Origin of the sequence: Clostridium lamae (assembly GCF_033043255.1) — a bacterium.
In the GTDB taxonomy this organism is placed as follows: Bacteria; Bacillota; Clostridia; order Clostridiales; family Clostridiaceae; genus Clostridium; species Clostridium lamae.
Map to the genome: position 1 here is coordinate 1 of NZ_JASCQJ010000008.1, position 14,619 is coordinate 14,619.

11 protein-coding genes are annotated in these 14,619 nt (G+C 27.0%); 1 reads left to right on the plus strand and 10 read right to left on the minus strand.

Annotated elements, in window-relative coordinates; all coding sequences use genetic code 11:
• From QK892_RS05950 to QK892_RS05985, 8 genes are all read right to left on the minus strand, one after another.
• On the minus strand, positions 1 to 827 hold an 827-nt coding region (locus tag QK892_RS05950; protein WP_317272618.1), incomplete at its 3' end, for a glycosyltransferase family 2 protein.
• A gap of 47 nt (positions 828 to 874) precedes the next feature.
• Complete coding sequence (locus QK892_RS05955; protein ID WP_317272619.1) at positions 875 to 2,284, minus strand: lipopolysaccharide biosynthesis protein; 1,410 nt, start codon at positions 2,282 to 2,284, stop codon at positions 875 to 877.
• Positions 2,285 to 2,324: 40 nt separating this feature from the next.
• Positions 2,325 to 3,152 (minus strand): LicD family protein, encoded by an 828-nt coding sequence (locus tag QK892_RS05960; RefSeq protein ID WP_317272620.1) that lies wholly within the window; start codon positions 3,150 to 3,152, stop codon positions 2,325 to 2,327.
• Between the two features lie 94 nt (positions 3,153 to 3,246).
• Complete coding sequence (locus QK892_RS05965; protein ID WP_317272621.1) at positions 3,247 to 4,260, minus strand: glycosyltransferase family 2 protein; 1,014 nt, start codon at positions 4,258 to 4,260, stop codon at positions 3,247 to 3,249.
• A gap of 23 nt (positions 4,261 to 4,283) precedes the next feature.
• Positions 4,284 to 5,480 carry a DegT/DnrJ/EryC1/StrS family aminotransferase gene (locus tag QK892_RS05970; RefSeq protein ID WP_317272622.1) on the minus strand — a complete coding sequence of 399 codons (1,197 nt, stop codon included), beginning with the start codon at positions 5,478 to 5,480 and terminating at the stop codon, positions 4,284 to 4,286.
• A gap of 195 nt (positions 5,481 to 5,675) precedes the next feature.
• The gene (locus QK892_RS05975) at positions 5,676 to 8,240 is read right to left on the minus strand and encodes a glucosaminidase domain-containing protein (RefSeq protein ID WP_317272623.1); all 2,565 of its coding nucleotides are present in this window, start codon (positions 8,238 to 8,240) and stop codon (positions 5,676 to 5,678) included.
• A 302-nt stretch (positions 8,241 to 8,542) separates the two neighbouring features.
• Positions 8,543 to 9,640 (minus strand): alginate O-acetyltransferase AlgX-related protein, encoded by a 1,098-nt coding sequence (locus QK892_RS05980; RefSeq protein ID WP_317272624.1) that lies wholly within the window; start codon positions 9,638 to 9,640, stop codon positions 8,543 to 8,545.
• Between the two features lie 15 nt (positions 9,641 to 9,655).
• Entirely contained in the window at positions 9,656 to 11,056 is a 1,401-nt protein-coding gene (locus QK892_RS05985) for an MBOAT family O-acyltransferase (protein WP_317272625.1), read from the minus strand.
• A 201-nt stretch (positions 11,057 to 11,257) separates the two neighbouring features.
• On the opposite strand from QK892_RS05985, the gene QK892_RS05990 reads away from it, so the two are divergent.
• The gene (locus QK892_RS05990) at positions 11,258 to 12,241 is read left to right on the plus strand and encodes an LCP family protein (protein WP_317272626.1); all 984 of its coding nucleotides are present in this window, start codon (positions 11,258 to 11,260) and stop codon (positions 12,239 to 12,241) included.
• Between the two features lie 109 nt (positions 12,242 to 12,350).
• Here QK892_RS05990 and wecB read toward each other — a convergent pair whose 3' ends face one another.
• Positions 12,351 to 13,469, minus strand: coding sequence for a non-hydrolyzing UDP-N-acetylglucosamine 2-epimerase (wecB, locus tag QK892_RS05995; protein ID WP_317272627.1), 1,119 nt, complete (start codon positions 13,467 to 13,469; stop codon positions 12,351 to 12,353).
• A 20-nt stretch (positions 13,470 to 13,489) separates the two neighbouring features.
• Positions 13,490 to 14,590 carry a glycosyltransferase family 4 protein gene (locus QK892_RS06000; RefSeq protein WP_317272628.1) on the minus strand — a complete coding sequence of 367 codons (1,101 nt, stop codon included), beginning with the start codon at positions 14,588 to 14,590 and terminating at the stop codon, positions 13,490 to 13,492.
• Positions 14,591 to 14,619: the final 29 nt, after the last annotated feature.

Sequence of the window (14,619 nt, forward strand, 5' to 3'; positions counted from 1 at the left end):
CATCCTTTACTATTAAGATCTATAAAGCAATAATACATCCACTTAATAAATATTGAGTTAAGTTCATTTATTAGATATTTTTCACTATTACAATATATAAGAAACTCCCTACATTTATTATATAGAATTTCCATAATATCTAGTTTATCTTCTCTAAATTTAGATGTTAAATTATCTTCATTTCTCATACAATAATGATAAAAGCTCTTTTCACTAAACACAATACTATTACAATGTTTCATATAGTCTAAGTTAAAAGCTAAGTCTTCACCTAAATCTATGTCTTCATTCATGAAAATATTATTGTCAATAATTATTTCTTTCTTATAAAGTTTATTAACTGGTGAATTAATATAAGTACCATTAAGTCTTTTAATTAAATTTTCCGCTATGTCTTTTTCCCCTCTTGAAATATTATTTTCAAAAGTTTGTATAGATGTATCTATATTATTTTTAGATTCAATATCTAAAAATAATCCCGTCATCACCATATCAGCTTTGTTAGATTCAAGCATATTTACTTCATAGCTAAGCATATCTTTATCAATAAAATCATCTGAATCAATAAATTGTATGTAATCTCCCTTAGCTAAAGTTATTCCTATGTTTCTAGTTTTAGATACTCCATTATTTTTATTATCTATAACCTTTACTCTTCTATCTAATGCTTCATATTTTTTTATAATATCTAAACTCTTATCATTCGATCCATCATTAATTAATATCAACTCAAAATCACTATAAGTTTGATTTAAAATACTATCAATACATCTACCTAAACACTTTTCTGAATTGTAAACAGGCACTATTACACTAATTTTAGCCATAAAAACACCTCTTTTATTATATTAAGATATACCCTAAAATCAACATTCTAACTTTCTAACTTTTTAACTTCCTTAAGTACTATAATTGCACTAACAATGAATATTATAATTATTATAATCCATCTTATAATAAAGTAGTCCAATAATAGATAACTTATAATCCAACTACAAAGAGCCACTCCAACCCCATAAATATTAAATGCAAACGGAAAATCTTGGTGCTTAAACTTATACTTTACAATAATAAAATGTATTGAAAATAGTATTATATATGCAATTAAAGTTGCTATTGCTGCACCATACATTCCAAATTGTTGTATAAAAATATAATTAAATCCAACATTTACAATAGCTGCAGTAACTGTTCCCATGGCAATAAATTTTGTTTGTTTACTGTAAAACTGAAAATTTGCTGGGAAAGTATATAAATACACAAAATAATACCCCATTATTACTATGTAGGTTAAAGGGATTCCACCCCAATAAGCTCTATCCGTAAATAGCTTAATGACTTCAGGAACTCCTAACATAAACATTGTTGTTAATATAGTAAATATAATTATATATGCTCCTGACTTTTTTCTTAATTCATCCTTATCACCTTTTTTTAAAGCTTCGTAATACCAAGGTACCCATGCACCGTTAATAGCAATTTGTATTATATTTAATATTGAACCAATCATATATAATACACCGTAAATACCAACTGTTGATTCATCAGTAAAATTTTCTAGCATTAAGATATCAGCTTGGTTAAGTAACAAATGTGATAAATTATGAAAAATTAAAGGCAATGCTATTGGTAAGCAGAACTTCCAGTATTTTAAGCTAAAGAATACCTTACCTTTAATAATTATTTTTATATATAATACAACACCAATTAATATTGTAGAAATAGCCCAACCTAATATTCTACCTAAATATCTATTACTATCCATCGATAATATTATAGCAATAGACAATACGATATTTAGTATTGTAGAAAAACATGATACAGTTAAGTACATCTTATGATCTCTAGCAAAAGTATAGGTTGATAGAACAAAACTAATTACAAATGAGAAGAAACTTTGTATCAATAATAATATTATCAATTTAATGTCTAATCCCATTAAATTAGATAGACTACCCTTAAATATAAAGCATAATATAAATATTGCAATAAAGCTCACTGTGCCTAAAATTAAAGCACTAGATAAGTATTCAGTATACTCATCATCTTTAAGGTTAGCTTTAGCACTTCCTACTGTCCCTTCAATTCCTAATCCTACAATTATTGCAACTATAGCGCCCCAAGTAGAATATATTGTAACTCTTCCCATTTCGGCCGTAGATAATAACTCTGTAAAAATAGGAACTGTAAAAAAGTTAACACCCTTTAAGAAAAATGAACCTATAGTGTACCAAACTGCTGAATTAATCATACTATTACTTTTAAGCATTTTTTTTATATTCATATATTTATCCTCTCAGTACTTTATCTAGAATTCTTAAAATCTATTTTTCCCAATAATACTCATAGGACCTATCAAAATCTATAATTGCATCTCCATGTCCTACCCTATCTTCTTCCTTAGGTAATGTCATATAATCTCCGTATGCATACCTTAGATAATCATCGTATTTTTCTGGAATAATCACTTCAAAATCTTCAAATTTTACTTTAGTTCCTTTTCCGAAAAACTCTTTCTTGAAAATCATACTGTTATAATTTCCTGATAAAAACTCAATCACTAAATCACAATCCTGTAAATCATATTTTGTTATATTCTTAATCAGTTTATGTTCAATGAACTTCTTAATTTTAGCAGGTATAATTCCATATAAAATTCTAAATATAGTATTTCCTTCAGGCTTTCTATTAGTTAGATATCTTTCATACCTTAAAAATCTATATAATAATATTTCTAACTTTTGAATCAAAGCTTTAAACTTATTATTAGGAATTCCTATTATAGGGAAAATATCCATACAAATTCCATAGTGACACTTTATATGTCTTAAATTGCTTTCCATAGATGTAGTATTATTAATTCTAACTTTATTCCAATTAGTAAAACAATATTCATCAGTTTCTTGACTTTGATAAAAATACTTATCTCCTAATTCTTTTTGCGCTATCACTTCAAATTTTTTATAATTATCCCAAGTCATAGATATATCTATATCGTCATCCCATGGAATAAATCCTCCATGTCTTACAGCTCCTAAAGCAGAACCCCATGTTAAGAAATAATTAATATTATTTTTTTCACATACTTTAACTACATCTTTTAACATCTCTAATTGATATATTTGTAATCTCTTTAAATCTATTTCATTCATATTTCCTCTCCAAACTCAAATATTATTTACTTCTATTTTGTTTATGCACTATTTAACAATTATTAAAAAAGGTTAGTCTTAACTAACCTTTAATCTATTTGAAATTTTTTAAAAAACTTGGAAGTTTTATAAACCCAACTAATGTTCCAACTCCATAACAAATATGAAGAGATAATAATATAAATGGTAAAGCAAACATCTCTATTAAAAACTTATTTTTTACAATTTCAATTAAAGAAATCCCTAAGTTTACAATTGCATATGCTCCACATAATAATGCTAATGGCATAACTACTCCACCTATGCTTGCTAATAAGCTGAAAATAATTAATGCTATCACAAAAGCAAATGGAACTAAATGATAAATAGAAAAACACTTCGGACAAACCCCCATAGTTAATCCTATCCAATATCCATTAAGATATTTTTGTTTACACATCTTACTAAATTCATTTCTAGCATGATGATACGATACTATGTCGGGATTAAAGTAAAACTTATATCCTTTTTCTCTCATTCTATAATGCATTTCATTATCTTCAGTTCTAAATAATTTTTCATTATACATACCAACATTATCAAATACTTCTTTTGAATATGCTGCATGAGCTAAAGTTTTAACATACTTGGTACTTTCACTTCTTCTATAAGCGGCAATTCCACTTCCAAAAAGTGATTTTTCAGCAGTTAATAAAACTCTTTGCCATTTATTATCTTCATCAATTATACTTATTCTATGTCCACCAACTATTTTTTCCCCTTCATTTATATACTTAACATTTTTTTCTATAAAATCTTCAGGTAATGATGAATGTGCATCTACTCTTAGAATAATTTCACCTTTTGCCTCTTTTAATGCTACATTCCATCCACTTGGTAATACCTTTTTAGGATTATCTAATACTTTAATATTCATAAAATCATTAACTGAATTTTTAAAGTTATTCATTATATCCTTTGTATTATCACTTGAAGAACTATCAACTAATATTATTTCAATATTATTATGATTATAGCTCTGCTTTTTTAAATCTTCTAATAATGAAGCGAGCTTATTACCTGCATTATATGCAATGACAATAAAACTAACTAATGTATCTTTTTTCATATTATATACTCCTAAAACACATTCTAACTCAATAATTCCTTTAGATTATTACAAATATACTTAACTTCTTCTTTAGTTAAAATTGTATTAAGTGGCAATGTAATTTCATTCTTATACATATTATAAGCATTAGGATAATTATTAATATCAAATCCTAATTTTTTATATGCCGTTAATAGTGGTAGAGGCTTATAATGAACATTTGCAGAAATACCTCTTTCTCCAAGCTTATTAATTATCATATTTCTATATTCTATATCCTTACCAACTAACCTAACAATATATAAGTGGCCACTTGATTTATTATCATCTTTATAATGCTTAAATGTCTCTAAAGCACTTATTTCAGAAAGCTCTGTATCATATATTCCAATTAATTCTCTTCTATAATTCAACATTTCTTCATATCTATCTAATTGAGCTAATCCAATAGCAGCCATAATATCTGTCATGTTGCACTTATAAGCTGGTTCTAAGATATCATACTCCCAAGAGCCTACTCCACTCTTTTCTAAAGCATCTTTAGTTTGACCATGTAAAGATAATATCATAAACCTTTTATATATTTCTTCATTATCAATCCCATCTATATTTCTCCATGTTACAGCTCCACCTTCTGCTGTAGTCAAGTTCTTTACAGCATGAAAAGAAAATGAAGTAAAATCAGCAACTTCTCCACTTTTTCTTCCATTATAGATTGCACCAAATGAATGTGCAGCATCTGCTATAACAGCTACTCTTCCAATAGATTTTTGTATCTTATTAGATGGATTAAATAAATTCTTCTTCATATTTATAACTTCAAACAACTTATTATAATCACACATCTTACCAAATAAATCTACTGGTATAATTGCTTTTGTTTTATCTGTTATTAAATCTCCTAGTTTTTGATAGTCCATTTCAAATGAATCTTCTGCAGTATCTATTAATACTATCTTAGCTCCCACATGGTTAATTACGCTTGCAGTAGCTGTATATGTATATGCAGTAGTTATTACCTCATCGCCCTCTCCTACTCCTAAAAGCCTTAATGTAAGTTCTAGACATGCAGTAGCAGAGTTCAAACAAACAGCTTTTTCAGTATTGCAATAACTTGCTATCTTTTTTTCAAACTCTTTAGTTTTTGGTCCTGTTGTTACCCAACCTGATTTTAAAACTTCAACTACATTATTAATTTCAGCCTCTGTTATATCAGGTGGTGAAAAAGGAATTTTCATAATACCACTTCCTTAACCTCTTTATTATTAATAATAATCTACTAAATACTTCTATTTAAATCTTACTCATTATAGCATATTAACATAATATAAATCAACCATACTAACGGGATATGGTCTTTTAATATACTCTATATAACAAAAAACCTTTAAATTAGATTTCTAATTTAAAGGTTTTTTATCTCATTTATAAAATTATGCTAAACTACCATCTGATCTAAAATAATATGATTTTCCATCTATATAAATAGTACCAGTTGCCATTGAGCCACCGCCCCAGAAGTAATATTTAGAATTACCTATGGTTTGCCATCCAGTTGCCATTACTCCGTCACTCTTCATATAATACCAATATCCACCAGATTTAACCCAACCAGTTGCCATTGAGCCACCATCCCAGAAATAATACCAATTATTTCCATTTTGGACCCAACCTGTTGCCATAGAGCCACCACCCCAGAAATAGTATTTACCATTTCCTATAGTCTTCCAACCTGTTACCATCACTCCATTGGTATCCATATAATACCATGCATTTCCAGACTTAACCCAACCTATAGCCATTGAGCCGCCGCCCCAGAAATAATACCAATTGCCATTAATATTCTTCCAGCCTGTTGCCATAGTTCCATCATTGTTAAAGAAATAATTATGACCATCTATTTGAACTAAACCAATTGATGGTTCTCCATTACTATTAAAGTAATACCAATTATTATTTTCTTTAACCCAACCTTTTTTAATAACACCATTCTTTTTAGTATTAATAAGCATAATATTAGATGAATTAACATATCCCTTATCAGAAAAACTATAGTTTCCATGATATTTATTACTTGTTCCTCCAGTATTAACTGGAGTATTTCTTTCTGGATTTATTTCATAATTTCCACTATTATTAGAGTTTATTACAACTGACGTTCCTACATAGCCAGCATATTGTGTAAAGTTATCTATAACATTATATAGTAATTGACCACTAGAATTCTTAACTTGCGTTGCTGAAGTAAAAATTCCTAGTTGAAAATTATTATAATCTTTAAGGTTACTTATATTACTTCCTGAAATAAAATAATCAGCTTTAAAAGCAAATTGACTTGCCTTCTCTCCCCAGAAAGGATCAGATGCATATTTCACATTTGCTCCTAATTTCTTATTTCCTAAGTATCCACCATAATAAGCCCAATTCGCTGGATCTGCATAAGCTCTTGAAATTTGATTTTTTGCAAACTCATATATACTATCAGCTACAGTTGCATAGCTATCAGCTGACTGTCCAGGATTTGAATCTACAGCATTGATTCCAAAGATATTATTTTTTTGTTTAGCTATAACAGATGTTCCCCAATATGATTCATTAATTGCTACTCCTAATGCTAACAGTGCATTAACTCCATATCTATTTTGTGCATCAATAAATGCTGAAGCACTATCTGTAAGCTTGGACTCTCCTAGATTTAGTTCTGCTATATAATTAGCAATAAATCTATTTAAATCGCCTGAATTATGCGTAGTTGTACTCCTAAATGGTAGGTAATTATAATAATTATAATAAGGATTATTTGAATTTACTGCATTTGCATAATTTCCGTTCTGTAAATCTGTTATTAATATATCTAAGCCATTTGTTATGTTACTTCCATCATAAAAGTAATTTCCATCATAACTTAGATATCTTACACCCGCCTTTAAATATGAAGGTGCAACCCCTATTTCTAATGTTGTACCAGTTCTACTATTAGACCTTAAATTTGAACTTATAAAATGTTTCAAAATTCCATTTTCAGTGAAATAATAACTTGGATTAGTAACTTGATTAATAGGTACTATAATCATATCATATTCTGAACTACTAACATCTCTGTTAACCCATCCTTGATATCCATTGACTAATATTTTAGCACTTTTACCATTATCTTCAATTATAGGCACATCATCCACAAATCCTTGATTGATATACGTAAATGCTGAACCCGTCAATGAAGATGTTGGATATACATTGGTATTTTTATCAAAATATCCATATACTTGTCCATTTATATGCTTTAATATTCTTCCCATAGATTTATTAGAGGAAACAACTCTTCCATCACTATTTAGTATAACAGGTATGGCTTCATCATCTGAATTAGATGTATTCGTTGATTTTAATGATACTACCGAATAAGAGCTATTTGACCTACTAAGTGCTTGTCCATTATTAGAAACTTCTCCTGCACTTACCTCTTCTACTTTATCAATTGCTTCTTCAATATTTTCAGCTGAATCTACATAAGTATATGTTCCATCACTGTGTGCTAAAGCAATTTCATAATTTGCATCTGTTTTGGGTTGAAGCTCTTCTACGTCATTAAAGCTCTCTTGTTTTAAATTAAACTCTTCTCTTTCATACACTTGAGGCTCAAAAGAAGAATAAGTTGCTATGCTACTCTTTTGTTCATATGCCTCTCCAAAAAGATCTTTATTTTCTAATGATATATCTTCATTATTTTCATTTGTATTTTCATCCTGAATTTCTATAGATGAATTCTGTGTATTTTGGTTCTTTTCTTCAGTATCATTATCTCCATCAATAATATTATTTGAATTACTATTATCAGGTTTTGTTTCAACTACCTCATCTACATTATCCTCTTTAATTACATTCTCATTTTTAGTGTCTACATCTAAGTTAGTCACTGCCCTAGTAGGTAATTGAGGAAATAACATCATTACAATAATTATTAATGATAATATGGAATTCTTTTTCTTTTTTCTCACTACTTCCCCTCCTTTCTTTTAATTCAATTATAATTATACATTTCTATGAAATAATAGTCTATAAAAAGTTACATTTTATAGAATTATTATACACATTTTTTATAGTATAAAAATATAAAATAATTAAATAAGTAAAAGTAAGGAGCTTAAATATTTTTTCACCTTACTTTTAACTTATTAAATCAAATAATTATTCATTTTGCATCTTTTTTATATTTATATATAAAATTTAATTAAACTTTTCTTAAAATTATCTATCTTAGAAGTTTTTCTGAAAAATCATATAGTTTGCATCACCTTTTCTAGTCATTATTAATAGTATCTATCATACCTTTAATCGGAAAATAATAATCTGTATGAGTATATTCAGTAGATTCAAACAATACTATATCAGGTTTAAATATATCTATATAATAATCATAGTTTATAACATTATGATAATTATGTATTTTCATAACTTCTGAAAAATTCTCTGTAAAAAATTTTTCTTTATTGTTAAAATAACTCCCTGAAAAAACAAGAATTCTCGGTCCATCTATTTTATTATTATTCTTATAATGACTATATCCGGGAAACTGCTCTGATCTAATAATTTCATCTTCATAGTCTTCTATATAATCCGAATTATCTTCTATCAAGCTATATCTAGTAGTCGTTTCATTTATAGAAAAATCTGAAGATGGAAGTTTAGTATTTACATAATCCTTTGCTTCAAAATTATTAATATCAAGTTTTTCTACTCTAGGATCTAATACATTAATTCTATCTAATATAGCTGATATTCCTATTATTGCCCCCGTTTCATTCCAATGACCAGCGTCAAACATAGGATCAAAAACTTGGGCGTATTCTTTAGCAGCCAGCAAAACTTCTATATTATTAACAAAATTGACTTCTTTTTCTTTTAATAGGCTTATGAAATAATCAACACTTTCTGTATTATATACATATCCTTCTGGTAAATATTCAGTATATATTGTGGCTTTACTAGGTTCAATAGCATAAACAAAATCTATATTTCTATCATTACAATACTTTTGAAAATCTGCTATAAAATCAGAATACACTTCATTAAACTCTTTATTTAATGTCATTGTTGATACCTTAGGGAAAATATATCCGTCCTTGCCATATTGATAAATTGGATGAACCATTTCATCAAATAAGATATCCATTCCTTTAGTATATAAACTTACCATTTTATTTCTAAATCCAATACGATCATTAATATAGCTTTCCATATTCTCCGTTATATCTCCACTAGAAAGAATATCACTAGCATCAATTAGCATCCTATTATCAATTTCAGAAACTTGATTACTTTTATAATTAATACCAACAACAGGTATTAAAATTATAAATAAGAATAAAATAATCTTAACTATATAAAGCTTTTTCATATAACATTACCTTTCTTAAAATTGAAAATATATAAATGGGCTATAGGTTGAATTAACTACAAAAATAATAGATATAACAAATAACATTAATATAGATATACACTTAATAATCTCAAAATATTTGTTTTCTCTATATTTATTTATAATAATTGTAGTCATAGGTGTAGAAGCAATGATAGAAAGTACTATCCAAAAAATAAGTTTTCTATTAAGAAAATATCTTATACTAAAGGAAATATTATCATGTCTAACTATACCAAACATTATTTTGATATATTCTATAGCTTCTGGAAGACTACTAGCTCTAAATAAAACCCATCCTATTAAGACAATAAGAATAGTAACTCCCCATTTAACATACGCTGGAATTCTTTTATAAAACTCTTTATTTCTTATTGCTCTCTCAATTATTATAAATAATCCATGCCATAAACCCCAAACAACAAAATTCCAAGCTGCGCCATGCCATAATCCAGTTACAACAAAAACTATAAAAAGGTTAAAATATACATTTCCTCTTCTATTTCCTCCTAGAGGTATATATAAATATTCTCTAAACCATGTTGATAAAGATATATGCCATCTTCTCCAAAATTCAGTTATAGATTTTGAAATATAAGGATAGTTGAAATTTTCCATAAATGAGAATCCAAACATATATCCTAGTCCTATTGCCATATCTGAATAACCTGAAAAATCAAAATAAATCTGAAATGTATAACAAATTGCTCCAAGCCATGCAGTAGGAGTATCTATTCCATATACATGGTAAGGTATAATATCATTAACTACTCCCCCTAGTATATCTGCTAGAATAACTTTTTTTGCTAATCCAACTACAAATCTATCTATCCCATATGAAAAACTTTCTATTGATTCTTTTCTACTTCTTATTTCTTTATCAATAGTCTTATATTTTATTATTGGACCTGCTACTAGTTGGGGGAAAAAAGATATATATAATGCAACTGAAAATATATTTTTATTAACCTTTCCATCATTTCTATAAATATCTATTATGTAGGATATTCCTTGGAATGTAAAAAATGATATCCCTATTGGCAGTGCAATATATTTCAAATCAAAGTCAGTATTGAAAACACTATTTACATTATTCACAAAAAAATCATAATACTTATAGTAAAATAATATGGATAAATTTAAAATTATCCCTACAGCTAAACATATACTTTTAAGTTTACCACGTTGCTTTAAACTATCAATTAATATACCTAAAGTATAATTGATAGTTATTGAAATTATTAATATTTTTAAATAATCTAATCCTCCCCATGCATAAAAAAATAAACTTGCAAAAAGCAAAATATAATTTTTTAATTTCTTACTAGAAATATAATAAATAAAAATTACTAGCGGAAGAAATAGAAAAATAAATATTGATGAACTAAATACCATAAATCCCTCCTATGTTTATTGTTTTGCTTTTAATTATATCTTATTTCCTCTCACTTTTTATATTTTTTTAATATTATTATATTTTTTATTAATTTTTAAATATTATATTGATATTATTAATAACTTATTACAATCAAAGTTTTATTATTGAAAATTATATTTCACATATGTTAATATGTAGTAATGAAAGGAAGTGTGAATATGTCTCAAACTAAAAAAAGTAAGACTCGTAAAAAGAAATCCATTGGTTTTAAAATATTTATGGGCTTCCTATGTATATTACTTGCAGTAGCTGTTGTAGGTGGTGGATATGTTATAGGTCTATTAAATAAAATGGATAATGTAGATTTAAATAAAGATAATTTAGGAATTGTAGAAGATGATTTAAAAGATTATGATAATGTAAGTAAAATAAGAAATATTGCTCTATTTGGAATAGATTCAACTGATGGTTCAAGCGGGCGTTCAGATGCTATTATGATTGCAACTATTGATCCAGTTCACAATAAACTTAAGCTAACTTCAATAATGAGAGATTCTTACGTTTATATTGATGGCTATGGAAATGATAAAATTAACCATGCCTATGCCTATGGCGGTCCTGAACTATCAATCAGAACGATAAATGAAAACTTTGGTTTAAATATTGAAGATTTTGTATCAGTTAACTTTTCATCACTCCCTAAAATAATTGATATCCTTGGTGGTGTCGATATAGAAATTACTGAAGAAGAATTGGAATATATAAATAGCTATATAGACAATATTAATTCACTAGAAGGAACTTCTTCATCACATATTACTTATGCAGGTGTTCAGCACTTAAATGGTACTCAAGCCCTTGCTTATTCAAGAATAAGATATACTTCCGGTGGAGACTATAAGAGAACTGAAAGACAAAGAACAGTACTTGAAGCTTTATTTACTAAGCTAACTTCTGCATCTATAGGTTCATTTAACTCATTACTAAATGAAGTTTTACCTTATGTTCAAACTAACTTAAATGCAGGAGATATCCTTTCATTAGGAACTAAGGTATTAAGTAGTGGTGCTAACTTAGAACAAGATAGATTCCCTAGAGATGGCTATGGTGAAGGTGCTATGATAAATGGAGTTTATTATTTAACCTTTGATATAGAAACGGCTAAACAGCAAATGAGAGATTATATATTTAATGATATATAATAACTCTAAACCGTAAAATATCCCAGGAAATTTCTGGGATATTTTATTATAAGAATATATTTACATTTATTATACTAAATTTAATAGTTTATATTAATTAAGATATATCTTATTTCAAAAAATATTCACTAATTAAATCAACTATGATATCACAAGAATTACCTACTCCATATGGATTGGTTGCATTAGCCATTATTTCATATAATTCTTTATTATTTAATAAGTCATTTGCTATTTTGAATATATTTTCTTTATCAATCCCAGATATTTTTACAGTTCCTGATTCAACTGCTTCTGGTCTTTCTGTTTCAGATCTTAAAACTATCACCGGTTTTCCTAGAGCTGGTGCTTCTTCTTGTATTCCACCTGAATCTGTCATTATTAAATAACATTTTGACATAAGATTTGCGAAGTCAACATATTCAAGAGGTTCTATTAATTTTACTTTATCTTCAACGCCTTCAAAACTCTTTATAGCTAAATCTCTAACTAGTGGGTTTTTGTGCATTGGGAATATAACTCTTACTGAATCATTTTCTTCTACTAATTTCCTAGTAGCTTCAAATATTTCTTTCATAGGTTCTCCCCAATTTTCTCTTCTATGAGTTGTTAATAAAATAATCCTTTTATTAACAAAATCTATTTCATTTAAATCATCGTTCATAAATATATGAGATGTTTTTACTACACTAAAAAGTGCATCAATTACTGTATTTCCAGTCAAAAATACATTTTCAACAATACCCTCTTTATTTAAATTCAGTTTATTTCTCATAGTAGGTGCAAAATGTAGAGTAGACAGAGTTCCTGTTAGTCTTCTATTAGCTTCTTCGGGAAATGGGGAATATATATCACCACTTCTTAATCCAGCTTCAACATGCCCAATAGGAATCTTATTATAAAAAGCCGCCAAAGATGCATTTAATGTAGTTGATGTATCTCCATGAACCAAAACGATATCTGGATTACATTTTTTTATTGCTTTATCCACTCCACTTAAAACCTTATTAGAAACATCGATAATACTTTGCCCATGTTTCATAATATTTAAATCAAATCGAGGCATAATTTTAAATATTTCTAATACCGAATCTAACATTTCCCTATGTTGTGCAGTAACACATACAATTGATTCAAACCTCTCATCTGTTTCAAGTTTTTTTACTAATGGACACATCTTTATTGCTTCAGGTCTAGTTCCAAAAACAGACATAACTTTTATTTTCATAAAATACTCCTCCAAAAAGTCTATAATCTACTTTTTATTAAAAAATCTAATTTATCTATAATATCTTTCCAATAAAAGTTATCATATGCATAATCTATAATATTCCTATATCTTTCTTTATTAAACTCTTTATTATTACATAAATCGATTAACTTATCGGATAATTCTTCAATATTGTCTATTTCAAATACTAACCCAATATCATCATTTTTCACTATAGTTGTAGCTGATTCATGATTTGACGTAAGTATATAACATCCCTCCATAAGGGCTTCTACTAATACTAATCCAAAACTTTCATATCTTGATGGAAGACAAAAAATCTTACTATCTCTATAGTACTTTCTTAATTCATTAGGATTATTTATATTTCCAGTTAATTTTATTTTATTTTTTATTTCACTATTTTTTATTATATACTCATTTATGTAATCCTTAAATTCAGGTTCTATTTCCCCAACAATAACTAACTCCCAATTAGATTTTAAATGTTTACTTGCTTTTGAAAAAGCTTTTAACAATACATCTGTAGCTTTTTGATAACTTCCAATTCTCCCAACGGTTAAAATTATATTTTTTTTATATCCTATCTCTTCAACTCTCTTATCATCATCATAAAAACCGTTTGGTAAAAAATCTACAGTTAGATTCCAATCATCTTTAATTAGGTCTATGATAACATAATTCTCAGCTGTTATTAAATCTATTTTCTTCAAAATATAATTCTTTATTTTTTGTTTATATGATTTCTTATGAAAATCATATAAACTGATATTTCTATCTGCATCTAATTTTAAATAAACTGTTCCTTTTCTATTTAATATTTTATAGAGAAAAATCCATTTAAAATTTCTTATTGATGTAATATGATATAAATTTAAAACATCTATTTTTTTAGAATTTTTTATTAAATATATTAAAAAATCAATTACTACACCATATTTTTTATCTATAAATTCAATATCTAATTCATTAGTATCATATGAATAACTTTTATCATTTTTATAACTAACTATTCTAACATCATATTTATGGTATTTTTTTAATAATATTGGTATTAATCCTACATCTTTTTTCAAATGATAATTCATTAATTCTGGGAAAAATGTTACAAATCTCATCTTCTCTCCTCTATCATATATAATTATTA

What these genes read in the sequence shown, in the direction of transcription:
- QK892_RS05955 (WP_317272619.1), bottom strand. Translation starts at nt 2,284, where the DNA reads ATGAATATAAAAAAAATGCTTAAAAGTAATAGTATGATTAATTCAGCA.
- QK892_RS05960 (WP_317272620.1), bottom strand. Translation starts at nt 3,152, where the DNA reads ATGAATGAAATAGATTTAAAGAGATTACAAATATATCAATTAGAGATG.
- QK892_RS05965 (WP_317272621.1), bottom strand. Translation starts at nt 4,260, where the DNA reads ATGAAAAAAGATACATTAGTTAGTTTTATTGTCATTGCATATAATGCA.
- QK892_RS05970 (WP_317272622.1), bottom strand. Translation starts at nt 5,480, where the DNA reads ATGAAAATTCCTTTTTCACCACCTGATATAACAGAGGCTGAAATTAAT.
- QK892_RS05980 (WP_317272624.1), bottom strand. Translation starts at nt 9,640, where the DNA reads ATGAAAAAGCTTTATATAGTTAAGATTATTTTATTCTTATTTATAATT.
- QK892_RS05985 (WP_317272625.1), bottom strand. Translation starts at nt 11,056, where the DNA reads ATGGTATTTAGTTCATCAATATTTATTTTTCTATTTCTTCCGCTAGTA.
- QK892_RS05990 (WP_317272626.1), top strand. Translation starts at nt 11,258, where the DNA reads ATGTCTCAAACTAAAAAAAGTAAGACTCGTAAAAAGAAATCCATTGGT.
- wecB (WP_317272627.1), bottom strand. Translation starts at nt 13,469, where the DNA reads ATGAAAATAAAAGTTATGTCTGTTTTTGGAACTAGACCTGAAGCAATA.
- QK892_RS06000 (WP_317272628.1), bottom strand. Translation starts at nt 14,590, where the DNA reads ATGAGATTTGTAACATTTTTCCCAGAATTAATGAATTATCATTTGAAA.